Origin of the sequence: Ramlibacter cellulosilyticus (genome assembly GCF_014297465.1) — a bacterium.
Classification (GTDB): Bacteria; Pseudomonadota; Gammaproteobacteria; order Burkholderiales; family Burkholderiaceae_C; genus Ramlibacter; species Ramlibacter cellulosilyticus.
Map to the genome: position 1 here is coordinate 902,474 of NZ_JACORT010000001.1, position 24,206 is coordinate 926,679.

Genomic DNA, 24,206 nt, shown 5'->3' on the forward strand with positions numbered 1-24,206 from the left:
CAAAGGTTCCGCAAAAGACGCAAAAGGACTTCCAGGTCCTTGAAGGTTTCTTTTGCGTCCTTTGCGTAGATTTTGCGTCCTCTGCGTTCGGATGTTCTGGCTGTTCTGCCTGCTAAGACCATGGCTGAAATCAAGAACTACACCCTCAACTTCGGCCCGCAGCACCCGGCAGCGCACGGCGTGCTGCGCCTCGTGCTGGAGCTGGATGGCGAAGTGATCCAGCGGGCCGACCCGCACATCGGCCTGCTGCATCGCGCGACCGAGAAGCTGGCCGAGACCCGCACCTACATCCAGACGCTCCCGTACATGGACCGCCTGGACTACGTCTCGATGATGTGCAACGAGCACGCCTACTGCCTCGCGGTGGAGAAGCTCCTGAACATCGAGGTGCCGGAACGCGCCCAGTACATCCGCGTCATGTTCTCCGAGCTCACGCGCCTGCTGAACCACCTGCTGTGGCTCGGCGCGCACGGCCTCGACTGCGGCGCGATGAACATGCTGATCTACTGCTTCCGCGAGCGGGAGGACATCTTCGACATGTACGAAGCGGTCTCCGGCGCGCGCATGCACGCGGCGTACTTCCGCCCGGGCGGCGTCTACCGCGACCTGCCGGACAGCATGCCGCAGTACAAGGCGAGCAAGGTCCGCAACCAGCGCGAGATCGACCGCATGAACGAGGAGCGCTCCGGTTCGCTCCTCGACTTCATCGAGCGCTTCACGCAGCGCTTCCCCGGCTACGTCGACGAGTACGAGACGCTGCTGACCGAGAACCGCATCTGGAAGCAGCGCACCGTGGGCATCGGGGTCGTCACGCCCGAGCGCGCGCTCAACCTGGGCTTCACCGGCCCCATGCTGCGCGGCTCCGGCATCGCGTGGGACCTGCGCAAGACGCAGCCCTACGAGGTCTACGACCGCATGGACTTCGACATCCCGATCGGCAGGACGGGCGACTGCTACGACCGCTACCTGGTCCGCGTGCAGGAGATGCGCGAAGCCAACCGCATCATCCAGCAATGCGTGGCCTGGCTGCGCGCCAACCCCGGCCCCGTGATCACCGACAACCACAAGGTGGCGCCCCCCGACCGCGAGAGCATGAAGGCCAACATGGAGGAGCTGATCCACCACTTCAAGCTCTTCTCGGAAGGCATGCGCGTGCCCGAGGGCGAGTCGTACGCGGCCGTCGAGCACCCGAAGGGCGAGTTCGGCATCTACATCGTGAGCGACGGCGCCAACAAGCCGTACCGCCTGAAGATCCGTCCGCCGGGCTTCCCCCACCTGGCCGCGATGGACGAGATGTCCCGCGGCCACATGATCGCCGACGCCGTCGCGATCATCGGCACGATGGACATCGTGTTCGGAGAAATCGACAGATGATCAGCGACACCACCCGCGCGCGCTTCGACCGCGAAGTCGCCAAGTACCCGCCGGACCAGAAGCAGTCCGCCGTGATGGCCTGCCTGGCCATCGTGCAGCAGGAGCAGGGCCACGTCACGCAGGAGGCCGAGCAGGCGATCGCCGAGCACCTGGGCATGCCCCAGATCGCCGTGCACGAGGTCACGACCTTCTACAACATGTACAACCAGCACCGCGTCGGCAAGTACAAGCTGAACGTGTGCACCAACCTGCCGTGCCAGCTGCGCGACGGCCAGAAGGCGCTGCAGCACCTGGAGAAGAAGCTGGGCATCGCCATGGGCGAGACCACGCCGGACGGCCTGTTCACGCTGCAGCAGAGCGAGTGCCTCGGCGCCTGCGCCGACTCGCCGGTCATGCTGGTCAACGACCGCACGATGTGCAGCTTCATGAGCAACGACAAGCTCGACCAGCTGATCGACGGCCTCAAGGGAGCCCAGGGATGAACGCCCAGCAAGTTCTCGCGCAGTTCCAGGCCACGGGCGTCCAGACCTGCTTCCACGACCGCCACATCACCCCGCAGATCTACGCGGGCCTGGACGGCACCAACTGGCGCCTGAAGGACTACGAGGCGCGCGACGGCTACAAGGCGCTGCGCAAGATCCTCTCCGAGGGCCTCACGCAGGACCAGGTGATCGCCACCGTCAAGGAAAGCGCGCTGCGCGGCCGCGGCGGCGCCGGCTTCCCCACGGGCCTGAAGTGGAGCTTCATGCCCCGCCAGTTCCCGGGCCAGAAGTACCTGGTGTGCAACTCCGACGAAGGCGAGCCGGGCACGTGCAAGGACCGCGACATCCTCGCGTACAACCCGCACATCGTCATCGAAGGCATGATCATCGCGGCCTACGCGATGGGCATCACCGTGGGCTACAACTACATCCACGGCGAGATCTTCCAGGTGTACGAGCGCTTCGAGGAAGCGCTGGAAGAAGCCCGTGCCGCGGGTTACCTGGGCAACAACATCCTGGGCTCGAACTTCTCGTTCCAGCTGCACGCGTTCCACGGCTTCGGCGCCTACATCTGCGGCGAAGAGACCGCGCTGCTCGAGTCGCTCGAGGGCAAGAAGGGCCAGCCGCGCTTCAAGCCGCCGTTCCCGGCGAGCTTCGGCCTGTACGGCAAGCCCACCACGATCAACAACACCGAGACCTTCGCGGCGGTGCCCTGGATCATCCGCAACGGCGGCCAGGCCTACCTCGATTGCGGCAAGCCGAACAACGGCGGCACGAAGATCTTCTCCGTGTCGGGCGACGTGGAGCTGCCCGGCAACTACGAGGTCCCGCTCGGCACGCCTTTCAGCAAGCTGCTGGAGCTGTGCGGCGGCGTGAAGGGCGGCCGCAAGCTCAAGGCCGTGATCCCCGGCGGTTCCTCCGCCCCGGTGCTGCCCGCGGACATCATGATGCAGTGCACGATGGACTACGACTCCATCGCGAAGGCCGGCTCCATGCTGGGCTCCGGCGCCGTCATCGTGATGGACGAGACGCGCGACATGGTGGAAAGCCTGCTGCGCCTGTCCTACTTCTACATGCACGAGTCCTGCGGCCAGTGCACGCCCTGCCGCGAAGGCACGGGCTGGATGTGGCGCGTGATCGACCGCATCCAGAACGGCCACGGCAAGCCCAACGACCTCGACCTGCTGAACTCGGTCGCCGACAACATCCAGGGCCGCACCATCTGCGCGCTGGGCGACGCGGCGGCCATGCCGGTGCGCGCCATGATCAAGCACTTCCGCCACGAGTTCGAGGCGAAGATCGCGCGGCCCAACCTGCCCACCTCCGACGACAAGCAGCCCGTTCCGGCTGGCGCGCGAGGCTAAGACAACATGATTGAGATCACCCTCGACGGACAGAAGGTGGAGGTCGCCGAAGGCAGCATGGTGATGCATGCGGCCGAGAAGGCGGGCACCTACATCCCCCACTTCTGCTACCACAAGAAGCTCTCCATCGCCGCCAACTGCCGCATGTGCCTGGTGGACGTGGAGAAGGCGCCGAAGCCCATGCCGGCCTGCGCCACGCCCGTGACCAACGGGATGATCGTCCGCACCAAGAGCGACAAGGCGATCAAGGCGCAGCAGTCCGTCATGGAGTTCCTGCTGATCAACCACCCGCTGGATTGCCCCATCTGCGACCAGGGCGGCGAATGCCAGCTGCAGGACCTGGCCGTCGGCTACGGCGGCTCCGGCTCGCGCTACGAGGAAGAGAAGCGGGTGGTCCTGCACAAGGACGTGGGCCCGCTGATCTCCATGGAGGAGATGAGCCGCTGCATCCACTGCACCCGCTGCGTGCGCTTCGGCCAGGAACTGGCCGGCGTGATGGAGCTGGGCATGGTCAACCGCGGCGAGCACAGCGAGATCACCACGGTGCTGAACGACACCGTCGATTCCGAAGTGTCCGGCAACATGATCGACCTGTGCCCGGTCGGCGCGCTCACGAGCAAGCCGTTCCGCTACAGCGCGCGGCCCTGGGAGCTGTCGCGCCGCAAGTCGGTGAGCCCGCACGACTCCACCGGTGCCAACCTGATCGTCCAGATCAAGAACAACAAGGTGATGCGCGTTCTCCCCTTCGAGAACAACGACGTCAACGAGTGCTGGCTGGCCGACCGCGACCGCTTCTCCTACGAAGCGCTGAACACGAACGAACGCCTGACCGCGCCCATGCTGAAGCAGGGCGGCCAGTGGAAGACGGTCGACTGGCAGACCGCGCTCGAGTACATCGCGCGCGGCGTCGGTGACATCAAGCGGGACCACGGTGCGAAGAGCATCGGCGCGCTCGTGAGCCCCCACAGCACGGTGGAAGAACTGTTCCTGGCCCAGAAGCTCGTTCGCGCGCTGGGCAGCGAGAACGTCGACTACCGCCTGCGCCACGCCGAGTTCCTGCCGTCCGAAGGCGTGCGCTGGCTCGGTACCTCCATCGCGTCGCTGTCGACGCTGCAGGGCGCGCTGGTGATCGGCTCCAACCTGCGCAAGGACCATCCGCTGTTCGCGATGCGCGTGCGCGCCGCCGTGCGCACCGGCGCCCGCGTGTCCGTGATCCACGACCGCGACGAGGACTGGGCGATGACGATGGCCGGCAAGTCCATCGTCCCCGCCGGCCAGTGGGTGCAGGCGCTGGCCGACGTGGCCACGGCCATCGCCGGCGAGAAGGGCGGCCAGGCGCCGCTGCAAGGCAACGCCACCGACAACGCCCGGGCGATCGCCGCTTCGCTGCTCGCCGGCGAGCGCAAGGCCATCCTGCTGGGCAACGCCGCCGCGCACCACCCGACCGCTTCGTCGCTGCTGGCGCTGGCGCAGTGGATCGGCGAGCAGACCGGTGCCACGGTGGGCTTCCTCACGGAAGCCGCGAACACCGTTGGCGCGCAGCTCGTGAAGGCCATGCCCGGCGAAGGCGGCCTGAACGCCGCGCAGATGCTGGCCGGCGGCCTGAAGGCGCTGTTCCTGCTGAACACCGAGCCCGAGTTCGACTCCGCCCACGGCGCCGCCGCGCGCAAGCTGGGGCAGGGCGGCGGCATGGTCGTGACGCTCAGCCCGTTCAAGGCGAACCTGGACATCAGCGACGTGCTGCTGCCCATCGCGCCCTGGACCGAGACGCCCGGTACCTTCGTCAACGCCGAAGGCCGCGTGCAGAGCTTCCACGCCGTGGTGAAGCCGCTGGGCGAAGCCCGTCCCGCGTGGAAGGTGCTGCGCGTGCTGGGCAACATGCTCGGCCTGCAGGGCTTCGAATACGAATCCGCCAACGAGGTGCTCGCCGATGCGCGCGGCGCCGACGGCCAGGACCAGGCCATGGTGCAGGGCAACCTGCTGTCCAACCGCACGGCCAAGGCCGCCTGGCTGGGCGACACCAACGCCCGCCCGGTCGCCGCTTCGATCTACCAGCTCGATGGCATCGTGCGCCGCGCACCTTCCCTTCAGCTGACCGCCGATGCGAAGGTCGGCCTGGTTCGCGCCGGCGACGTAGGCTGGGTTCGCGACAGCGACCCCAGCAACCATGGAGTCGCCGCATGATCGACACCATCTACACCTTCGGCAACGGCCTCATCGCCGCCCCCTGGTGGACCCAGGCCGGCTGGCCCGTGGTCTGGAACCTGATCAAGATCGTCGTGCTGGTGCTGCCGCTCTTCGGCGCGGTCGCCTACCTGACGCTGTGGGAACGCAAGGCGATCGGCTTCACGCAGATCCGCCCGGGCCCCAACCGCATCGGCCCCTTCGGCCTGCTCACGCCCATCGCGGACGCGCTGAAGCTCCTGACCAAGGAGATCATCCTCCCGACGGTCGCGAACAAGGGCCTGTTCCTGCTCGGCCCGATCATGGCCATCATGCCGGCGCTCGCCGCCTGGGTGGTGATCCCCTTCGGTCCCGAGACGGCGCTGTCCAACATCAACGCCGGCCTGCTGTTCCTGATGGCGATCACCTCGCTCGAGGTGTACGGCGTCATCATCGCCGGCTGGGCCTCGAACTCGAAGTACGCCTTCCTGGGCGCGCTGCGCGCGTCGGCCCAGATGGTCAGCTACGAGATCGCCATGGGCTTCTGCTTCGTGGTGGTGCTGATGGTCTCCGGCTCGCTGAACATGACCGAGATCGTGCTGCAGCAGGACCGCGGCTACTTCGCGGACCGCGGCATCAACCTGCTGTCGTGGAACTGGCTGCCGCTGCTGCCGATCTTCTTCGTCTACTTCATCTCCGGCCTGGCCGAGACGAACCGCCACCCGTTCGACGTGGTGGAAGGCGAATCGGAGATCGTGGCCGGCCACATGATCGAGTACTCGGGCATGTCCTTCGCCATGTTCTTCCTGGCGGAGTACGCCAACATGTGGCTCGTGTCGATCCTCGCGGTCGTCATGTTCCTGGGCGGCTGGCTGCCCCCCATCGACGCGCCGCTGCTGAACTGGATCCCGGGCTGGATCTGGCTGGGCATCAAGACCTTCGTGATGGTCACGATGTTCCTGTGGATCCGCTCGACGTTTCCGCGCTACCGCTACGACCAGATCATGCGCCTCGGATGGAAGATCTTCATCCCGGTGACGCTCGTCTGGCTGGTCGTGATCGGCGCGTGGATGCAGACCCCCTACAACGTCTTCAAATAAAGCCATGGCCACCGACACCCTGTCCCGCCCGGGCTTCAACCTGGGCGACTTCCTCCGCAGCTTCATGCTGGTGGAGCTGTTCAAGGGCCTGCGCATCACGGGCAAGTACTTCTTCGCCCGCAAGATCACCGTGCAGTTCCCGGACGAGAAGACGCCGCTGTCGCCGCGCTTCCGCGGCCTGCACGCCCTGCGCCGCTACGAGACCGGCGAGGAGCGCTGCATCGCCTGCAAGCTGTGCGAGGCCGTGTGCCCCGCGCTCGCGATCACCATCGAGAGCGAGCAGCGCGACGACGGCACCCGCCGCACGACCCGCTACGACATCGACCTGACCAAGTGCATCTTCTGCGGCTTCTGCGAGGAGAGCTGCCCGGTCGACTCGATCGTCGAGACCCACATCCTCGAGTACCACGGCGAGAAGCGCGGCGACCTGTACTTCACCAAGGACATGCTGCTGGCCGTGGGCGACCGCTACGAGGCCGAGATCGCCGCGAACAGGGCGGCCGACGCCAAGTACCGGTAAGCGAGAACAACAATGGACATCCGGACCGGTCTCTTCTACCTCTTCTCCGCGGTGCTGCTGTTCGCGGCCTTCCGCGTGATCACCGCGCGCAACCCGGTGTATGCCGCGCTGTTCCTGGTGCTCACCTTCTTCCAGGCCGCCGGCATCTGGATGCTGCTGCGCGCCGAGTTCCTCGCGATCTCGCTGGTGCTGGTGTACGTGGGCGCCGTGATGGTGCTGTTCCTGTTCGTCGTGATGATGCTGGACATCAACGTCGACGCGCTGCGGGCGGGCTTCTGGAAGCACTTCCCCGTCGCCGCGACCGTGGGCGCGCTGATCGCGCTGGAAATGGCGGCGGTGCTCATGGGCGGTTTCCGTCCGACCGAGGAGCCGCGCGCATTGCCGGCCGCCACGGCGGCAGCGCAGGCGGGCGTCCAGTTCTCCAACACCAAGGAGCTGGGCAAGCTGCTGTACTCCGAGTACGTGTACCCGCTGGAGATCGCGGCCGTCATCCTGGTGGTCGCCATCGTGGCCGCCATCGCCCTGACGCTGCGCCACCGCAAGGACACCAAGGCGATCGACCCGGCGCTGGCCGTGCGCGTGAAGGCGCGCGACCGCCTGCAGATCGTGAAGCTGCCGCCGTCGCGCCCGGCGCAACCTGAGGCGGCCCCGGCCGCCGCCGCGGAGACGAAGGCATGATGCTCACCCTCGGACACTTCCTGACCCTGGGCGCGATCCTGTTCGCGCTGTCGGTCGTCGGCATCTTCCTGAACCGCCGCAACCTGATCGTGCTGCTGATGGCCATCGAGCTGATGCTGCTGGCGGTCAACATGAACTTCGTGGCGTTCTCCTACTACCTGGGCGACATGCACGGCCAGGTGTTCGTGTTCTTCATCCTGACGGTCGCCGCGGCGGAGTCCGCGATCGGCCTGGCGATCCTCGTTCTGCTGTTCCGGAACAAAGAGAACATCAACGTCGAAGAACTGAACGCGCTCAAGGGCTGATGCCCGCAGGGCGGGAAAAGAAACGATGGCTACAGAACTCAACGCAGCGACGCTGCTCGCCGTTCCGCTCGCGCCCCTGGCCGGCGCGGTGATCGCGGGCATCTTCGGCACGAAGATGGGCGGCAACCTGATCGGCCGGCGCCTGTCGCACACGGTCACGATCCTGGGCGTGCTTATCGCCTTCATCCTCTCGGCGATGACGCTCAAGAGCGTCGCCGTCGACGGCGCGCGCTTCAACCAGACCATCTACGAATGGATGGTGGTCGGCGGCCTGAAGATGGAGATCGGCTTCCTGGTCGACGGCCTCACCGCCATGATGATGTGCGTGGTGACCTTCGTGTCGCTGATGGTGCACATCTACACCATCGGCTACATGGAAGAGGACGAGGGCTACGACCGCTTCTTCGCCTACATCTCGCTGTTCACCTTCTCCATGCTGATGCTGGTGATGGCGAACAACTTCCTGCAGCTGTTCTTCGGCTGGGAGGCGGTGGGCCTCGTGTCGTACCTGCTGATCGGCTTCTGGTACACCAAGCCCACGGCGATCTTCGCCAACATGAAGGCCTTCCTGGTCAACCGCGTCGGCGACTTCGGCTTCATCCTGGGCATCGGCCTCATCGCCGCCTACGCCGGCACGCTGAACTACGGCGAGACCTTCGCCAAGGCCGGCGAGCTCGGCGCCATGAAGTTCGGCCACGGCACCGACTGGATGATGATCACCGTCATCTGCATCTGCCTGTTCATCGGCGCGATGGGCAAGAGCGCGCAGTTCCCGCTGCACGTGTGGCTGCCGGACTCCATGGAAGGCCCCACGCCCATCTCCGCGCTGATCCACGCCGCCACCATGGTGACGGCCGGCATCTTCATGGTGGCGCGCATGTCGCCGCTGTTCGAGCTGTCCGACACCGCGCTGTCCTTCATCCTGGTGATCGGCGCCATCACGGCCCTGTTCATGGGCTTCCTGGGCATCATCCAGAACGACATCAAGCGCGTCGTCGCGTACTCCACGCTGTCCCAGCTCGGGTACATGACCGTGGCGCTCGGTGCGTCCGCGTACAACGTGGCCGTGTTCCACCTGATGACGCACGCCTTCTTCAAGGCGCTGCTGTTCCTCGCGGCGGGTTCCGTGATCATCGGCATGCACCACAACCAGGACATCCGCTGGATGGGCAACGTGCGCAAGTACATGCCCATCACCTGGATCACCTCGCTGCTCGGTTCGCTCGCCCTGATCGGCACGCCGCTGTTCGCGGGCTTCTACTCCAAGGACTCGATCATCGAGGCGGTGCACCTGAGCAAGCTGCCCGGTGCCGGCTTCGCGTACTTCGCGGTCATGGCGGGCGTGTTCGTCACGGCCTTCTACTCCTTCCGCATGTACTTCCTGGTCTTCCACGGCAAGGAACGCTACGACCAGGCGCCCGCCCACGAGCACGCCGCGGACGAGGAGCCGGACCCGCACCACCACCACGACGACCACAGCACCCCGCACGAGTCGCCCTGGGTCGTGACCGCGCCGCTGGTGCTGCTGGCGATCCCCTCGGTGGTGATCGGCTTCCTGACCATCCAGCCGATGCTGTACGGCGAGTTCTTCAAGGACTCGATCTTCATCGACTTCGCGAAGCACCCGGGCATGGAGGAGATGGCGAAGGAATTCCACGGCCCGCTCGCGATGGCGCTGCACGGCCTCATGACGCCCGTGTTCTGGCTGGCGCTCGCCGGCGTGGTGCTGGCCTGGATCTTCTACATGAAGAAGCCGGAGATCCCGGCGGCGATCCAGAAGCGCTTCCAGCCGGTGTACAAGCTGCTGGACAACAAGTACTACATGGACTGGATCAACGAGAACGTGATCGCCCGCGCCGCCCGCGCGCTGGGCCGCGGCCTGTGGAAGGGCGGCGACCAGGGCGTGATCGAGGGTGTCTTCGTCAACGGCAGCGCCCGCGCCGTGGGCTGGTTCGCCGGCGTGATCCGCTGGGTGCAGTCCGGCTACATCTACCACTACGCCTTCGCCATGCTCGTGGGCATCGTGGTGCTCATGACGTACTTCGTCAGCTGGCCGATGATCAGCGACTGGCTGAAGAAGTAAGGGAAGAAGAACAATGCAAGTGGGACTCCTCTCCCTGGCCATCTGGACGCCGATCGTCTTCGGCGCCATCCTGCTGGCCCTCGGCCGCGACGACCAGGCCCGCATGGTGCGCTGGCTCGCCCTGATCGGCTCCGTCGTCAGCTTCCTCGTGACGCTGCCGCTGTACTCCCGCTTCAACACGGGAACGGCGGACATGCAGTTCGTCGAGAAGCAGCCGTGGATCCCGGGCTTCAACGTCAACTACCACCTGGGCCTGGACGGCATCTCCTTCTGGTTCGTGCTGCTCACCGCCTTCATCACGGTGGTGGTCGTCATCTCCGCCTGGGAGGTGATCACCGAGCGCGTCAACCAGTACATGGGCGCGTTCCTGATCCTGTCGGGCCTGATGATCGGCGTGTTCTGCGCGCTCGATGCGGTGCTGTTCTACGTGTTCTTCGAGGCGACCCTCATCCCGATGTACCTGATCATCGGCATCTGGGGCGGCCCGAACCGCATCTACGCGGCCTTCAAGTTCTTCCTGTACACGCTGCTCGGCTCGCTGCTGATGCTGGTCGCGCTGGTGTACCTGTACACCAAGTCCGGCGGGTCCTTCGACATCCTCTCCTGGCACAAGCTGCCGCTGTCCTCGCTGGCGCAGACGCTGCTCTTCTTCGGCTTCTTCGCGGCCTTCGCGGTGAAGGTGCCGATGTTCCCGGTGCACACCTGGCTGCCCGACGTGCACGTGGAAGCGCCCACCGGCGGCTCCGCGGTGCTGGCCGCGATCATGCTGAAGCTGGGCGCCTACGGCTTCCTGCGCTTCTCCATGCCGATCGCGCCGGACGCCTCGCGCGAGTGGGCCTGGCTGATCATCGCGCTGTCGCTGATCGCCGTGATCTACGTGGGCCTGGTCGCCATGGTGCAGCAGGACATGAAGAAGCTGGTGGCCTATTCGTCCGTGGCCCACATGGGCTTCGTGACGCTCGGCTTCTTCATCTTCGAACCGCTCGGCGTGGCCGGCGGCCTCGTGCAGATGATCGCCCACGGCTTCGTCTCCGGCGCCATGTTCCTGTGCATCGGCGTGCTGTACGACCGCGTGCATTCGCGCCAGATCGCGGACTACGGCGGCGTGGTGAACACCATGCCCACCTTCGCGGCCTTCGCGATCCTGTTCGCCATGGCCAACTGCGGCCTGCCGGCCACCGCCGGTTTCGTGGGCGAGTGGATGGTGATCCTGGGCGCGGTGAAGTACCACTTCACGCTGGGCCTGCTGGCTGCCACCGCGCTCGTCTTCGGCGCCGCCTACACCCTGTGGATGGTCAAGCGCGTGTACCTGGGCCCGGTGGCCAACGACAACGTGCGCGCGCTCACGGACATCAACGCCCGCGAGTTCACGATGCTGTCCATCCTGGCCATCGCCGTGCTGTACATGGGCATCCACCCCAAGCCTTTCACCGACGTCATGAACGCCTCGGTGGACAACTTCCTGAAGCACGTCGCCGTGTCCAAGCTGTGACGGTGCACGGGAGAAACGAACGATGATGGACAACACGAGCCTCGCCGCCGTCGGCCCGGAGATCCTGCTCCTGGCGATGGCCTGCGTGATCGCCCTGGTGGACCTGGGCGTCAAGACCAAGCTGCGCAACGTCACCTACTGGCTGACGATGCTGACCCTCGCGGCCGTCGCCTTGTACACCGGCAGCATGGCTTCCGACGGCACCACCTCCTATGGCTTCGGCCGCATGGTCGTGAACGATTCCATGGGCAACTGGCTGAAGTGCTTCGCCAGCCTGGCCATGATGGTGTGCCTGGTCTACGGCCGGCCGTACGCGGGGGACCGCGACATGCTGCGTGGGGGCGAGCTGTTCACGCTGGCCATGTTCGCGCTGCTGGGCATCTTCGTGATGATCTCCGGCAACAACTTCCTGGTGATCTACCTGGGCCTGGAACTGCTCACGCTCTCCAGCTACGCCCTGGTGGCGCTGCGGCGCGACCACACGGTGGCGACCGAGGCGGCCATGAAGTACTTCGTGCTGGGTGCCATGGCTTCGGGCTTCCTGCTGTACGGCCTGTCGATGCTCTATGGCGCCACCGGTTCGCTGGAGATCGGCACCGTCTTCAAGATCATCGGCTCCGGCCAGGTGAAGCACCAGGTGCTGGTGTTCGGCCTCGTGTTCATCGTCGCCGGCCTCGCGTTCAAGCTGGGTGCCGCGCCGTTCCACATGTGGATCCCCGACGTCTACCAGGGCGCGCCGACGGCCGTCACGCTGATGATCGGCTCCGCGCCGGAGCTGGCCGCCTTCGCCATCGCGGTCCGCCTGCTGGTGGAAGGCATGCTGCCGCTGGCCATCGACTGGCAGCAGATGCTGGTGGTGCTGGCCGTGGCGTCGCTGTTCATCGGCAACCTGGCGGCCATCGCGCAGAACAACCTCAAGCGCATGCTGGCCTATTCGACGATCGGCCAGATGGGCTTCGTGCTGCTGGGCCTCGCCTCGGGCGTGGTGAACGGCGTCGCGACGCCGGAGGCGATGCGTACCGCGTACAGCGCCTCGATGTTCTACATCGTGACCTACGTGCTGACCACGCTGGCGAGCTTCGGCATCATCCTGCTGCTGGCGCGCGAAGGCTTCGAGAGCGAGGAGATCTCCGACCTCGCCGGCCTCAACCAGCGCAGCCCGCTGTACGCCGCGATCATGTCGATCTGCCTGTTCTCGCTGGCCGGCATCCCGCCGATGGTGGGGTTCTACGCGAAGCTGGCGGTGCTGCAGGCGCTGCTGCAGTCGGGCAGCGTGTTCTACATCGGCCTGGCGGTGTTCGCGGTGGTGATGTCGCTGGTCGCGGCCTTCTACTACATCCGCGTCGTGAAGGTGATGTACTTCGACTCGCCGATCACGGCCACCACGGTGGCGGCGCCCGCGGACGTGCGCGTGGTGCTCACGCTGAACGGCGCGCTGGTGCTGGTGCTGGGCATCCTGCCCGGCGGCCTGATGGCGCTCTGCGCGCAGGCCATCGTCAAGATGCTGGGGTCGTGACGCAGACGGCCTCCATCTGGCTGGTCCTCGTGCTGGCCTTCTGCGCCGCCAACCTGCCGTTCCTGTCCCAGCGCTTCCTCGGCGTGCTGCGCCTGGCCGGCGGCAAGAGCCTCTGGGTGCGCCTCGGCGAGCTGGTGCTGCTGTACTTCCTCGTCGGCGGCATCGGCCTGCTGCTGGAAAAGCGCGCGGGCCAGGTCGCGCCGCAGGGCTGGGAGTTCTACGCCATCACCGGCGCGCTCTTCCTCACGTTCGCCTTCCCCGGCTTCGTGTGGCGCTACCTCTTCAAACCACGCCACTGAGCACGCCATGGCCACCGACGACAGCCACCTGACCGAGCACACCACCGCCCGCGAGGAACTGCTGAAGGGCCACTTCCTGCACGTCGTGCGCGAGACGGTGCGGCTGCCCGACGGCGGCTCCGCCACGCGCGAGTACGTGCTGCACCCGGGCGCCGTGGCGGTCGTGCCGCTGCTGGACGACGGCCGCATCGTGCTGGAGCGCCAGTACCGGCATCCCACGCGGCAGGTGATGATCGAGATCCCGGCCGGCAAGCTGGACGCGGGCGAGGGACCGCTGGTCTGCGGCCAGCGCGAGCTGCTCGAGGAGACCGGCTACGTGGCCCGCGAATGGGCCTATGCTTTCACCATGTACCCCACGGTCGCTTACTCGGACGAGGCCATCCAGATCTGGTTCGCGCGCGGGCTGGAGCACCGCGGTGCGCGGCTGGACCAGGGCGAGTTCCTGGAGGTGATCGCCGCGACGCCGGAGGAATTCCTGCGCTGGTGCCAGGAAGGCCAGGTGGTCGACTCGAAGACGCTCGCCGCCGCGGTGTGGATCCAGAACGTGCTCGCCGGGACTTGGAAACTCGACTGGCAGGCACCACCTTCGCAAGCATGAAGGTCCTCAACCTCCAGTGCAGCCAGGCCCACGGCTTCGAGGGCTGGTTCGCCTCCGAAGACGATTTCCAGGGCCAGCTCGCCCGCGGGCTGGTCGAATGCCCGATGTGCGGCGACAAGGCCGTGGCCAAGCTGCCGAGCGCCCCGCGCCTGAACCTCGGCGCCGCCGAGGCGGCCGCCCCCAAGCAGGAAGTGATGTCCGCGCCGAACGCGCAGCTGCAGGCCGCATGGATGCAGCTGGTCAAGCAGGTGATGGCCAACACCGAAGACGTCGGCGAGCGCTTCGCCGAAGAAGCGCGCAAGATCCACTACGGCGAATCCGAGGAACGCGGCATCCGCGGCCAGGCCTCGAAGGAAGAGACGCAGTCGCTGCTCGAAGAAGGCATCGGCGTGCTGCCACTGCCGATCCCCAAGGGCCTCAAGGGTCCGCTGCAGTAAGCTCTTTCAAGGCGGACAGCCGGACGCAAAAGTCGCGAAAGTACGCAAAAGTCGCGAAAGAACTTCCAGGATTCCTTTCGCGACTTTTGCGGAACCTTTGCGACTTTTGCGTCCGGCTGTCCGCTTTCAGTGCGCACGGAATATGCATCAACCTCCATCGCAAGGAGGTCCCCATGGCTCAATGGCGCAAGTCCTCCCCGGGCGAGGTCTACACCCCCGAGGAAATCGAGCAGAGGCTGAAGGCGGAGCTGCCTGCCTGGTACTTCGAGGACGGGTGGATCCGGCGCAAGTACAGGACTTCGGGCTGGAAGTCCACGCTGATGGTGGTGAACACGGTCGGCCATCTCGCCGAGGCGGCGTGGCATCACCCGGACCTCACGGTTTCCTATGCCTTCGTCATCGTCAAGCTGGTGAACCACGCCGCCAAGGGCGTGACCGACCGCGACTTCGCGCTTGCGCGGAAGATCGAGGAGGTCGTGCTCTGGCAGCCGGGCCAGGAGCCCGGCTCCGCCCTCGAAGGAACGCCGGACGACCCGCGGTTCAAGTACCTCAAGTACGACTGAGCCGCGGGCGGAAGTGCAGCACCAGCAGCAGCAGGGCAAGCACCGCCGGTACGGCCGAGAGATCGGTGGGCACGCTGACCGGATGCGCGAGCCGCGGGTCGCGCATCCATCGCGCCAGCGCCGCCGGGTCGCGCAGCGCGGCATAGGCGAGGCCAGTGCGGTCCGAGAGCATGCGCAGGTGCGGCTCGCGCAGTTCGGACAGGTGCTCGTGCGCGCGCGGCTGGCCGTCCGGCGCCGCGCGCTGCTGCACGTCGGCGGCGCGCCAGTAGCCCACCCGCTTGCCTTCCGCGTCCGTGCGCGGGATCGGCTGCGGCACGGGGCCGCCCACGCCCAGCAGCCAGCCGCGCACCTGCCCGGCCTTCACGTCGTCGAACCGCGGCAGCGCGCTGAAGGGCGGCGCTTCCTGGCCGTCGGTGAGGAACACCACGGCTGTCCGCGGGCCGAGATCCCTGGCGGCCCGCAGCGCCCAGAACACCCCCTTGGCCACCTCGCTCGCGTTGCCCCAGCGCATGCGCCCGTCGATCTCGCCCAGGGTGGCCAGCAGGTCGTTGTAGTTCTCGCAGACTTCGATCGGCGCGAGCAGCAGCAGCGTGCGGTACTCGGTGAAAGCGGCCCAGCCCACGCGCGAGCCGCAAGGCAGTTCGCGCAGCGCGCGACGCGCCGCCTCGCGCGCGAACGCGAGCCGGCTCGCCGGCGCGCCATCCAGCTGCACGTCCTCCACGTCCATGCTCTGCGTGATGTCGAAGACCACCACGGTCTCGCTGCGTTGCAGGGGCAGCGTCACGGGGGGCATCGCCACCGCGAGCAGCAGCAGCGCGAGTGCACCGGCCAGGAAACCTGCGCCACGCCAGGGTGCCGGCAGCGCGAACCGCTTCATGGCAGGTCCGTGCGCATGGCCGGCGCGGTGGTGATGGTGAGCTCCTTGCCCACGGGCGGGTCCTTCTCCTCGGCGGCCTGCGCGTCGATCTCGGGCGCGAGCGCCAGCGCGCGTTCGAGGTTGTAGCGCGCGTCCCAGTCGCCAGGGTCGGCGCGCAGCGCGTCGCGATAGCTCTGCTTGGCGAGCTCCACCAGCGGCAGGGACTCCACCGCGGCGGCCTGCCCCTTGCGCAGCGCCTGCCGCAGGTGCAGGTTGCCGAGGTTGTAGAGCGCTGCGGTGCGCAGCGCGCCGCGCTCCTGCTGCACCAGCGCCTTCTGCGCGGCCAGCCCCGCCTCGTAGCCGCCCGTGCGCGCGAGCGCCAGCGCGTGGGCGAAGCGCGCCTCGGCGAAGTCGCCGGGGCGTGCCGCCGGATCGGCCGCGCGCGCGATCGCCTCGTTGATGCGCGCCGCCTGCTGCAGCCGCACGGCCTGCAGCACCGCGGGCACGGCCAGTGCCGCGCTCGCGAGCGCGAAGGCGAGGTGCACGAGCCGCCGCTTCATCGCCACGCTCCCAGCGTGACCGCGCGCAACGCGAGCAGCAGCGCGCAGCACGCGATGCCGAGGGCCAGCGCGATGCGTCCCAGCTCGCGGCGCGGCACGCGCTCGGCGTAGTCGAGCGGGAAGTTCTGCTGCCGCGCCACGTCCGCCACGGCGCGCGCGAGGTCTTCCGGCGCCTCGGCTTCGTAGGCACGGTAGTGGCCGGGCAGCGTCTGGAAGAAGCGGTGCAGCGCGATCTCCGGCACGGCCTCGCTCGCCTGGCCGGGCGTGTCGAGCTTCGGTCCGTTGACGGAACGCAGGTAGATCCAGGCCAGCGACACGCGGTTGCGCAAGGCGGCCGCATGCAGGCGCTGCTTCGTGGCCGCATCGAGGCGCGCGCCGCCGTCCGACACCATGAGCACGATGCGGCTGCCGCTGTACGCGCGCCCGTCGAATTCGGCAAAGGCGGCGGCCAGCGCGCGGCCGACGTCCGTGTCCGACAGCCCGCGCCCGATGTTGCCGGCGGTGATGCCCGCCTGCACCACGGCGTCGTGCTGGGTGAAGCGCACGATGCGGATGGCGTTGCTGCTGAAGAACATCAGCGAGAAGCGGTCGTCCCGCCGTTCGGCCACGAACTTCGCCAGCAGCTCGCGCGCCACCTTGCCCTTGGGTTCGCCGCGCGACGCCGCCTGGTAGCGCAGGTTCAGCGGATCGATGGTGCGCCAGTCGGAGGGCACCATGCGCTCGTCCATGCTGCGGCTGCGGTCGACCAGCAGCACGATCTCCGCGCCGTGCCCCGTGCGCTGCACGAACGTCTCGGGTCGCTGCGGCCCCGCGATCGCCACCACGGTGGCCGCGACCGCGAGCGCGCCCAGCACGCGCAAGGCCCAGCCGAGCGCGGCACCCGCGCGGTCCGGCGGCAGCCAGGGCACGTGCGAGAAGACCAGCGCGTCGCGGCGCCCGGGCAGCAGCGGCAGCAAGGCGAGGGGCAGCAGCAGCAGCGCCCACGCGCGCGAGAATTCGAGCGCTGCATTCATGGCACGTGCCGCCGTTCCAGCCGGCGCAGGCGCCGGCACAGCGCCGCCGGCGACTCGGCGTCCCCGGGCAAGCCGCCACCGAAGAACAGCGCCGCGGACTGCGCGTAGAAGCGCTCGATCTGCGGCTGCAATGCGCGCAGGTGCGGCGCGCTGTCGAACAGCGGCGCGAGGCTGCCCGCATGCACGACGCGGCCCGCGGTGCGGTCGAAGGCGTGGTGCAGGGCGACATGGGCAGCGACCGTGGCGTCGTCCTGGCCGCGCAGCTCGCGCAGCGCCCGGGCGAAGGGCAGGGTGCTGCTCGCGCGCCAGGCGTTCCAGCCTGCATAGGCCAGCCAGGCGGCGAGGGTGGCTGCCAGCGCGCCGGCCCAGAGCCACAGCTGGCGCCGGAGGGTCGCCGTGTCGATCGCGGGCGGGGGACGGTCCGGCCGCAGGGGCACCGCCTGGTCCGCCGCGGCCGGCGTGGTCAAGGGGCCCACGCTGAGCGTCGCGGCCGCCACGCGCAGCGGCGCCGTCCCCGTGGGCCCCGCCAGCTCCCACCCCGGCACGGTGACGGTGGCCAGTGTCCGCGGCGCATTCACGAGCTGGTAGTCCACCACCATCCAGCGCCTGCCGTCCGCGCCGCGTTCGATGCGCACGGGGCGGCGCTCGAGCCAGGCGCTCGCGCGCGCCGCTTCCGGCAACGACGCCGGCGCGAAGCCGTCCGGCAGCTGCACGCGCTGGGTGGCGATGTCGCCGACCGTGTAGCCGAAGGGACGCGGCTGTTCCACGACCGCATCCCTTACCTGCGCGTGCGTGGCGAGGCTGGCCAGCAGAACGAGGCAGGCGGCGGCCTTCACGCCTGAACCTCGCAGAGATGGTTGGTGAGCGCCTGCGCATCGAAGGCGCCTCGCAGGTGGAAGGGGCGCACGCCGCGCAGGCCGAACAGCCGGTCCAGCGCCATGCGGCGTTCGCGGAACGCCTCGCGCCAGCGCGTGCGCAGCGCCGGCCGCAGCCACAGGGTGCGGGTGCGACCGCTTTCCGCATCGCGGACGGTGGCGAGCCCGTCGGCCGCGGGCGGCTCCAGTTCGGCGGCATCCCATACCACCAGCGGCACGACGTGCGCCGGCGCCAGCAGGTCCAGCACGGCGTGCAGTCCTTCCAGCGGCCACTGGAAGTCCGAAGCCAGGAACACGATCCCACCGCGCCCCTGCAGCAGCATCGCCGCCTCGCGCAAGCCTTCGATGCCGCCTGCACCACCGCGGCTTTGCAGCAGCAGCGATGCCAGCATCTCGCCCATGCCGCGGTGCCGCCACGCGGCGATGCGCAGCTCGGGCCGCTCGGTGCGGTCGAAGGCGGCCATGCCGACGGCGTCCCCGACGCGGAAGGCACTCTGGCCCAGCGCCCGCGCGAAATCCGCCACCACCTCCAGCTTGGAGGGCGTTCCGAAGCGCATCGAGGCCGACACGTCGACCAGCAGCCGCACCGTCATGGCGGCCTGCTGGCGGTTCACGCGCACCAGCCACTCGGACCGCAGGCTGGCCATGCTGGCGCGCAGGTCCAGCCGGCGCGGGTCCGGCCAGTCGAACAGGCGCAGGTGGGTGGCGAACGCGAGGCCGGCGCCCGGCCCCGTCCCTTCGTGCGTGCCGGTGCGCCATCCACCCACGCGGTGCGGCGAGCGGTAGCGGAACTCCTGCACGGCGGCCATGGCGTGCTTCAACGCGGCGTCGGCACGCGCTCCAGCAATTGCGCCGTGAGTGCCGCGGCGACCTGCGCATGGCGCATCTCGTACAAGGGCGAGAAGAACAGGCGGTGGCCCATGACCGCGGGGAAGACGAGGGCCACGTCGTCCGGCTGCACGTGCCCGCGGCCGGCCAGCCACGCGACGACGCGCGCGGCGCGCACCAGCGCCATCGTCCCGCGGGGGCTGGCGCCGGCGACCATCAGCCGGTCCATCTCGACGCCCTCGATCGCGGCGCCGAAGCGCTGCGGCGCCTGCGTGGCGTCCCACAGGTCCATCACGTAGCGCTGCAGCGCCTCGCTGGCCTGGATGCTCGCCTGGATCAGCGCGCCCACGTCGTTCAGCTCGCTCGCGGCGACGATGGCCGGCTCCACGCGGGCCAGCAGGGCCTCCGTGTCGTGGAAGGCCGGGTCGAAGACGATTGCATGGCGTGACGCCTCGTCCGCCGGCGCGGCCATGCGCAGCTCGAACATGAAGCGGTCGCGCGCGGCGGCGGGCAGCTCGAAAGTCTCCTCGCGCTCCAGGCGGTTGCGGTCGGCGAATACCGTCAGGTGCGGGAAGCGGAACTCGCGGTTGAAGGCGGACACGCTGCGCTCCGCCATCGCGCGCAGCAGCAGCGCCTGCACCTGCGGCCGCGCGCGGTTGATCTCGTTGAAGAAGAAGGTGGCCAGCGCCTCGCCGTGCCGCAGCAGCGGCCCGGGCTCGATGCGCGGCTTGCCGTGTTCGTCGACATACGTGTGGTACACGAGGTCGCCCGGCATCAGGTCCACCGTGCCTTCGACGCGCTCGAAGGCGCCGCCGATGGCGCGAGCGAAGGCCCGCAGCACGGTGGTCTTGCCGACGCCCACGTCGCCCTCGAGCAGCACGTGGCCGCGCGCGAACAGGGCGACGGTGAGCATGCGCAGCGTGTCCGGCTGGCCGATCACGGCGCGCGCGACGCCGTCCTGGACGCGCAGCGCCCGCTCGCGCCAGTCGTGCAGCAGTTCGTCAGCGCGGCGCATCGGGGGCGGCGATCATGCAGCTCTTGCGCGCCTGCGCCTGCAGCTGCCGGAACTTGCGGATCTGCACCTGCAGGCCCTCGACGTCGCGGATGTAGGAGCCGCGTTCGCCGCCGATGCTGGTGGCCTTCGCGGCCGTGTTCATGTCCTCGTACTGGTCGAAGGGCAGCTCGCGCGCCAGCGTGTCGATCACGCAGGAGCACTTGTTCAGCATCTCGTAGTAGCCGCCCGGGTAGTCGTGCATGCAGGCCTGCACGTAGAGCACGCGTTCGGCCGTGGGGTAGTCGTAGGCGCGGGCCGCCGCAGGAAGCAACGGCAGCATCGCGAGGATCCAGGGCACGCGCTTCATGGCTGCGGGTCCTCCAGGGTGAGCGTGCGGCGCGCCGCGCCGCCGGGCAACGCGGCCTCCATGCTGTAGACGCCGCCCGGCACGGCGTCGGACAGCACGAACGCGTATTCGGTGGCCGCCTGCTCCGGGAAGCGGCCGCGGTAGGGATCGTTCAGGAAGGGCGCCATGCGCACGGTGCGGCCGGGCACCGTGCGGTCGCCCCAGCGGACGGGCGTGTCCGCGATGGTCGCTTCGTCCACCAGCGCCTGCCGCATGCGGCGGCGGAAGTGCGCGGCCTGGCCTTGCGTGGTGCGCTGCAGGCGCCGCACCTCGCCCTCCAGGAAGTACAGCAGCACGGGGTTGGCGCGCGCTTGCGGGATGTCCGGTAGCTGCACCGCGCCGCGGCCGGAGAGGTAGGTGCCCTCGACGTCGCAGCAGCGTCCGCCCGCCCCCGTGCGCAAGGTCATCGTCGCGCGGTCGGTGACGCGCTCCTGGGCCTGCGCATCCTCGACGTAGCGGTAGCGCAGCACGCGCGGTTCGCCGACATTGGCGAGGTGTTCGTGCAGGAAGAGGAGGCGTTCGGCTTCGGACGGCGGGGGCGGCGGCTGCGCTGCGGCCAGGGGCAGGGCCGCAGCGAGCAGGACTGCGACGGCCTTCATGGCTACTTGCCGGCCGGGATCGGCACCAGCGGCACGGCGTATTCGCGCAGGATGGCGAGGATCTGTGCCTGGTTGCGGGCGATGAGCGCCTCGACCTGCTGCTTCCACTGCGGCTCGCCGTAGCGCACGCCCATGGCGATGGAGAACTCGAAGGGCAGGCCCGGCTCGGACTTCATCGGCACCACCAGGAGTTCGGGCGAGCGCACGCGGCGCGCGAAGAAGCCGGCGATCGGGCCCCAGACGATGGCGGCGTCGATGCGGCCCTGCGCGAGGTCGCGCTCGATCAGCTGGCCGGGGTACTGGTCCGGGTCCGGGCTCATGATCGGGTAGGGCACGCCGCGGTCGACGAGGTCGTGCCGCGCGAGCCAGAGCGACCCCGGCGAGCGGTCGTACACGCCGATGCGCAGGCGGCGCAGCGTCTCGGGCGGCAGCGCCAGCAGGTCGTCGGAGCTGCGCACCGCGTCCAGGCCCTTGCCCTGGGGGAACACGAGCGCGTACGTGGAGCGGTAGTAGGGCTTCGTCGCCGAGACCTGGTCGAATTCCGCGGGCACGCCCAGGACGATGTCGCAGCGGTACGGCTCGTCGGGCAGGCGGTAGCGCAGCGTGTTGCGGATGAACGCCAGCCGGTTGGGGAAGGAGAAGTACGTGAGCGGCAGCCCCAGGTCCTTCGCGAACAGTTCCGCGATGCGGTTCTCGAAGCCTTCGCCCTTCAGGTTGGAGAAGGGCAGGTTGTTCGGGTCCTGGCACACCTTGAGCACGGTGCGCGGGGAGTCGTCGGGCACGGCCTGCGCCCGCGCGGCGCCGGCCAGGCCGGCCAGCGCCGCGATCGCGAGTGCAAGCCAGGCCCGGCTGCGCATCATCACCCCCCGCCTGCCATCGGTTCCACCCGGGCGCGCGTGATGGCGCCGTCGGAGCGCCCCTTCAGGTACGCGTACAGGGCGTCCAGGTTGTCCATCACCGTCTTGTTGTCCGCAAAGGCCACCATGCCCTTGTCCTGGCGACCCTCGCGCACGACCTTCACGAATTCGTCCTTGGTCAGCGTCTTCAGGCTCGTGAGCAGCGACGGTCCCACCAGCCCCTCCTGGTTGGCGCCGTGGCAGCGGTCGCAGGCCGCGGCGCGCCAGGTGCGGAAGCCGGTCATCGTGACGGGGTCGACCTTGTAGCCGTCGACCACCTTGTAGGGTGCCGGGTCCTGGGCCCACGCGCTGCCCCCGGCAAGCGCCAGGGGCAGCACGATGAACATCAGCCCGCGGGCCACGCGTGTCATCAGTTCGGCAGGGTGAAAACGGTCAGGGATCCGCCCAGCTCGGTGTACTTGTTCAGCTCGCGGTAGCCGCCCACCGCGCCGAGCCCGTCGGTGTCCTTCTCCAGGCCCGCCGCCATGCCGATGCCGGCCCAGCCGCCGATGCCGGAGAACACGCCCATGTACTGCTTGCCCTTGTGCTCGTACGTGAACACGTTGCCGATGATCCCGGACGGCGTCTTGAACTTGAACAGCTCCTTGGAGATGTTCTTCGCGTCGACGCACTTCATGTAGCCCTCGAGCGTGCCGTAGCAGGAGATGCCGCCGGCCGTGTTGAGCGATCCGCTCCACACGGAGAACTTCTCCGGCTTGCTCTGCACGATCTTGCCCGTGCCCGCGTCCCACGCGATGTAGTTGCCCATGCCCCCGTGGCTGTTGGGCGCCGGGTACATCGAGAGCGTGGCGCCGACGTAGGGCTGGCCCGCCGTGTATTCGACCTTGAACGGCTCGTAGTCCATGCACACGTGGTTCGTGGGCACGTAGAACAGCTTCGTGTTCGGGTCGAAGGACGCCGGTTGCTGGTCCTTGCTGCCCAGCGCCGCGGGGCAGATGCCCTTGGTGTTGACGTCCGGCCCGCCCGCGGCGGTCGAATACTTCTTCACGACCTGCGGCCGCCCGGTCTTCATGTCGACGTGGGTCGCCCAGTTCACCGCCGGGTCGAACTTCTCGGCGACCAGCAGTTCACCCGTGATGCGGTCCAGCGTGTAGGCGAAGCCGTTGCGGTCGAAGTGCACCAGCGCCTTGCGCGGCCGGCCCTTCACGTCGATGTCCGCGAGGATCATCTCGTTGATGCCGTCGAAGTCCCACTCGTCGTAGGGCGTCATCTGGTACACCCACTTCGCGACGCCGGTGTCCACGTCGCGCGCGAAGATGGTCATGGACCACTTGTTGTCGCCGGGGCGCTGCGCCGGATTCCAGGTGGAAGGATTGCCGGTCCCGTAGTACATCAGGTTCGCGGCCTTGTCGTAGCTGAACCAGCCCCAGGTGGTGCCGCCGCCGATCTTCCACTGGTCGCCCTGCCAGGTCTTGAGCGACGAGTCGCGGCCCACCGGCGCCATGCGGCCGTCGGTCCAGGTCATCGTCTTCTCGGGATCGAGCAGCATCTCGTTGTCCGGGCCCGTGCTGTAGCCGCGCCAGACCTGCCGGCCGGTGTTGATGTCGTACGCGGTGATGTAGCCACGCACGCCCCATTCACCGCCGCTGATGCCGGTGATGACCTTGTCCTTGAAGACGTGCGGTGCGTTGGTGTTGACGGCGCCGACCTTCGGGTCGCCGTTCTTCACCGACCAGACCACCTTGCCCGTCTTGGCGTCGAGCGCCACGAGCATGCTGTCGGCCTGCTGCAGGAAGACCTTGCCTTCGGCATAGGCCAGGCCGCGGTTCACCGTGTCGCAGCACATCTGCGGGATCACCGCCGGGTCCTGCTTGGGTTCGTACTTCCAGACGATCTTCTGGTCGTTCAGGTCGATCGCGAACACCTTGTTCGGGAAGGGCGAGTGCAGGTACATCATGTCGCCGATCACCAGCGGCGAGCCTTCGTGGCCGCGCAGCACGCCGGTGGAGAAGGTCCACGCGACCTGCAGCTTGCCGACGTTGCCGGCGTTGATCTGCCGCAGCTTGCTGTAGCGCTGGTTGTACATGTCGCCGGCCTGCATGGCCCAGTTCTTCGGGTCGGCGATGTTCTTCTCGACGTCGGCATTGGCGTGCGCCAGCGCCGGCACGGCGAAGAGGAGGGCGGCGACGCACTGCCGCCAGGGGACGCTGCGTCTCATGTCGAACATGGTTGTCTCCTTGATGG

The 24,206-nt window shown here is 68.2% G+C and carries 26 protein-coding genes; 15 read left to right on the top strand and 11 right to left on the bottom strand.

Annotated elements, in window-relative coordinates; translation table 11 throughout:
* Nucleotides 1–120 precede the first annotated feature (120 nt).
* The 15 genes from H8N03_RS04490 (at nt 121) to H8N03_RS04560 (ending at nt 14,974) form a co-directional block, all read left to right on the top strand.
* The gene (locus H8N03_RS04490) at nt 121–1,374 is read left to right on the top strand and encodes an NADH-quinone oxidoreductase subunit D (protein ID WP_187074902.1); all 1,254 of its coding nucleotides are present in this window, start codon (nt 121–123) and stop codon (nt 1,372–1,374) included.
* Nucleotides 1,371–1,856 carry an NADH-quinone oxidoreductase subunit NuoE gene (nuoE, locus tag H8N03_RS04495; RefSeq protein WP_187074903.1) on the top strand — a complete coding sequence of 162 codons (486 nt, stop codon included), beginning with the start codon at nt 1,371–1,373 and terminating at the stop codon, nt 1,854–1,856. Before H8N03_RS04490 ends, nuoE begins: the two co-directional genes overlap by 4 nt.
* Nucleotides 1,853–3,220: an NADH-quinone oxidoreductase subunit NuoF gene (gene nuoF, locus H8N03_RS04500; RefSeq protein ID WP_187074904.1), complete on the top strand. Its 1,368-nt coding sequence runs from the start codon at nt 1,853–1,855 to the stop codon at nt 3,218–3,220. The genes nuoE and nuoF overlap by 4 nt, the downstream gene beginning before the upstream one ends.
* Before the next feature lie 6 nt (nt 3,221–3,226).
* Nucleotides 3,227–5,404 carry an NADH-quinone oxidoreductase subunit NuoG gene (nuoG, locus tag H8N03_RS04505; RefSeq protein ID WP_187074905.1) on the top strand — a complete coding sequence of 726 codons (2,178 nt, stop codon included), beginning with the start codon at nt 3,227–3,229 and terminating at the stop codon, nt 5,402–5,404.
* Complete coding sequence (nuoH, locus tag H8N03_RS04510; RefSeq protein WP_187074906.1) at nt 5,401–6,483, top strand: NADH-quinone oxidoreductase subunit NuoH; 1,083 nt, start codon at nt 5,401–5,403, stop codon at nt 6,481–6,483. The genes nuoG and nuoH overlap by 4 nt, the downstream gene beginning before the upstream one ends.
* Nucleotides 6,484–6,487: 4 nt before the next feature.
* Complete coding sequence (gene nuoI / locus H8N03_RS04515) at nt 6,488–7,003, top strand: NADH-quinone oxidoreductase subunit NuoI (RefSeq protein ID WP_187074907.1); 516 nt, start codon at nt 6,488–6,490, stop codon at nt 7,001–7,003.
* A 12-nt stretch (nt 7,004–7,015) separates the two neighbouring features.
* Nucleotides 7,016–7,681: an NADH-quinone oxidoreductase subunit J gene (locus H8N03_RS04520; protein ID WP_187074908.1), complete on the top strand. Its 666-nt coding sequence runs from the start codon at nt 7,016–7,018 to the stop codon at nt 7,679–7,681.
* Complete coding sequence (gene nuoK, locus H8N03_RS04525) at nt 7,678–7,986, top strand: NADH-quinone oxidoreductase subunit NuoK (RefSeq protein ID WP_187074909.1); 309 nt, start codon at nt 7,678–7,680, stop codon at nt 7,984–7,986. The genes H8N03_RS04520 and nuoK overlap by 4 nt, the downstream gene beginning before the upstream one ends.
* Before the next feature lie 25 nt (nt 7,987–8,011).
* The gene (nuoL, locus tag H8N03_RS04530) at nt 8,012–10,069 is read left to right on the top strand and encodes an NADH-quinone oxidoreductase subunit L (protein ID WP_187074910.1); all 2,058 of its coding nucleotides are present in this window, start codon (nt 8,012–8,014) and stop codon (nt 10,067–10,069) included.
* A 19-nt stretch (nt 10,070–10,088) separates the two neighbouring features.
* The gene (locus H8N03_RS04535) at nt 10,089–11,561 is read left to right on the top strand and encodes an NADH-quinone oxidoreductase subunit M (protein WP_187074911.1); all 1,473 of its coding nucleotides are present in this window, start codon (nt 10,089–10,091) and stop codon (nt 11,559–11,561) included.
* Between the two features lie 22 nt (nt 11,562–11,583).
* Complete coding sequence (gene nuoN, locus H8N03_RS04540) at nt 11,584–13,077, top strand: NADH-quinone oxidoreductase subunit NuoN (protein ID WP_187074912.1); 1,494 nt, start codon at nt 11,584–11,586, stop codon at nt 13,075–13,077.
* On the top strand, nt 13,074–13,376 hold the full coding sequence (locus H8N03_RS04545) for a DUF2818 family protein (RefSeq protein ID WP_187074913.1): 303 nt from the start codon (nt 13,074–13,076) through the stop codon (nt 13,374–13,376). The genes nuoN and H8N03_RS04545 overlap by 4 nt, the downstream gene beginning before the upstream one ends.
* A 7-nt stretch (nt 13,377–13,383) precedes the next feature.
* Complete coding sequence (locus H8N03_RS04550) at nt 13,384–13,974, top strand: NUDIX domain-containing protein (RefSeq protein WP_187074914.1); 591 nt, start codon at nt 13,384–13,386, stop codon at nt 13,972–13,974.
* Nucleotides 13,971–14,411 (top strand): DUF1178 family protein, encoded by a 441-nt coding sequence (locus tag H8N03_RS04555; RefSeq protein WP_187074915.1) that lies wholly within the window; start codon nt 13,971–13,973, stop codon nt 14,409–14,411. Before H8N03_RS04550 ends, H8N03_RS04555 begins: the two co-directional genes overlap by 4 nt.
* Nucleotides 14,412–14,584: 173 nt before the next feature.
* Entirely contained in the window at nt 14,585–14,974 is a 390-nt protein-coding gene (locus H8N03_RS04560) for a 4a-hydroxytetrahydrobiopterin dehydratase (protein WP_187074916.1), read from the top strand.
* On the opposite strand, the gene H8N03_RS04565 is transcribed toward H8N03_RS04560, so the two are convergent.
* Genes H8N03_RS04565 through H8N03_RS04615 form a run of 11 tightly spaced genes read right to left on the bottom strand, consistent with a single transcriptional unit; the run spans nt 14,961 to nt 24,180 of the window.
* On the bottom strand, nt 14,961–15,851 hold the full coding sequence (locus H8N03_RS04565; RefSeq protein WP_187074917.1) for a VWA domain-containing protein: 891 nt from the start codon (nt 15,849–15,851) through the stop codon (nt 14,961–14,963). The genes H8N03_RS04560 and H8N03_RS04565 overlap by 14 nt on opposite strands.
* Nucleotides 15,848–16,390: an MxaK protein gene (locus H8N03_RS04570; protein ID WP_187074918.1), complete on the bottom strand. Its 543-nt coding sequence runs from the start codon at nt 16,388–16,390 to the stop codon at nt 15,848–15,850. Before H8N03_RS04570 ends, H8N03_RS04565 begins: the two co-directional genes overlap by 4 nt.
* Nucleotides 16,387–17,403 carry a vWA domain-containing protein gene (locus H8N03_RS04575; protein WP_187074919.1) on the bottom strand — a complete coding sequence of 339 codons (1,017 nt, stop codon included), beginning with the start codon at nt 17,401–17,403 and terminating at the stop codon, nt 16,387–16,389. Before H8N03_RS04575 ends, H8N03_RS04570 begins: the two co-directional genes overlap by 4 nt.
* Nucleotides 17,400–18,239 (bottom strand): hypothetical protein, encoded by an 840-nt coding sequence (locus H8N03_RS04580; RefSeq protein ID WP_187074920.1) that lies wholly within the window; start codon nt 18,237–18,239, stop codon nt 17,400–17,402. Before H8N03_RS04580 ends, H8N03_RS04575 begins: the two co-directional genes overlap by 4 nt.
* Nucleotides 18,236–19,087 carry a DUF58 domain-containing protein gene (locus tag H8N03_RS04585; RefSeq protein WP_187074921.1) on the bottom strand — a complete coding sequence of 284 codons (852 nt, stop codon included), beginning with the start codon at nt 19,085–19,087 and terminating at the stop codon, nt 18,236–18,238. Before H8N03_RS04585 ends, H8N03_RS04580 begins: the two co-directional genes overlap by 4 nt.
* Nucleotides 19,088–19,095: 8 nt before the next feature.
* On the bottom strand, nt 19,096–20,121 hold the full coding sequence (locus tag H8N03_RS04590; RefSeq protein ID WP_187074922.1) for an AAA family ATPase: 1,026 nt from the start codon (nt 20,119–20,121) through the stop codon (nt 19,096–19,098).
* Nucleotides 20,108–20,467, bottom strand: a complete 360-nt coding sequence (locus H8N03_RS04595) for a hypothetical protein (RefSeq protein ID WP_187074923.1) — start codon at nt 20,465–20,467, stop codon at nt 20,108–20,110. Before H8N03_RS04595 ends, H8N03_RS04590 begins: the two co-directional genes overlap by 14 nt.
* Nucleotides 20,464–21,105, bottom strand: a complete 642-nt coding sequence (locus tag H8N03_RS04600; protein ID WP_187074924.1) for a hypothetical protein — start codon at nt 21,103–21,105, stop codon at nt 20,464–20,466. The genes H8N03_RS04595 and H8N03_RS04600 overlap by 4 nt, the downstream gene beginning before the upstream one ends.
* A 2-nt stretch (nt 21,106–21,107) precedes the next feature.
* Nucleotides 21,108–21,965, bottom strand: a complete 858-nt coding sequence (locus H8N03_RS04605) for a substrate-binding domain-containing protein (protein WP_255428030.1) — start codon at nt 21,963–21,965, stop codon at nt 21,108–21,110.
* Entirely contained in the window at nt 21,965–22,372 is a 408-nt protein-coding gene (locus H8N03_RS04610) for a c-type cytochrome (protein ID WP_187074925.1), read from the bottom strand. Before H8N03_RS04610 ends, H8N03_RS04605 begins: the two co-directional genes overlap by 1 nt.
* Complete coding sequence (locus H8N03_RS04615; RefSeq protein ID WP_187075221.1) at nt 22,372–24,180, bottom strand: methanol/ethanol family PQQ-dependent dehydrogenase; 1,809 nt, start codon at nt 24,178–24,180, stop codon at nt 22,372–22,374. Before H8N03_RS04615 ends, H8N03_RS04610 begins: the two co-directional genes overlap by 1 nt.
* Nucleotides 24,181–24,206 lie beyond the last annotated feature (26 nt).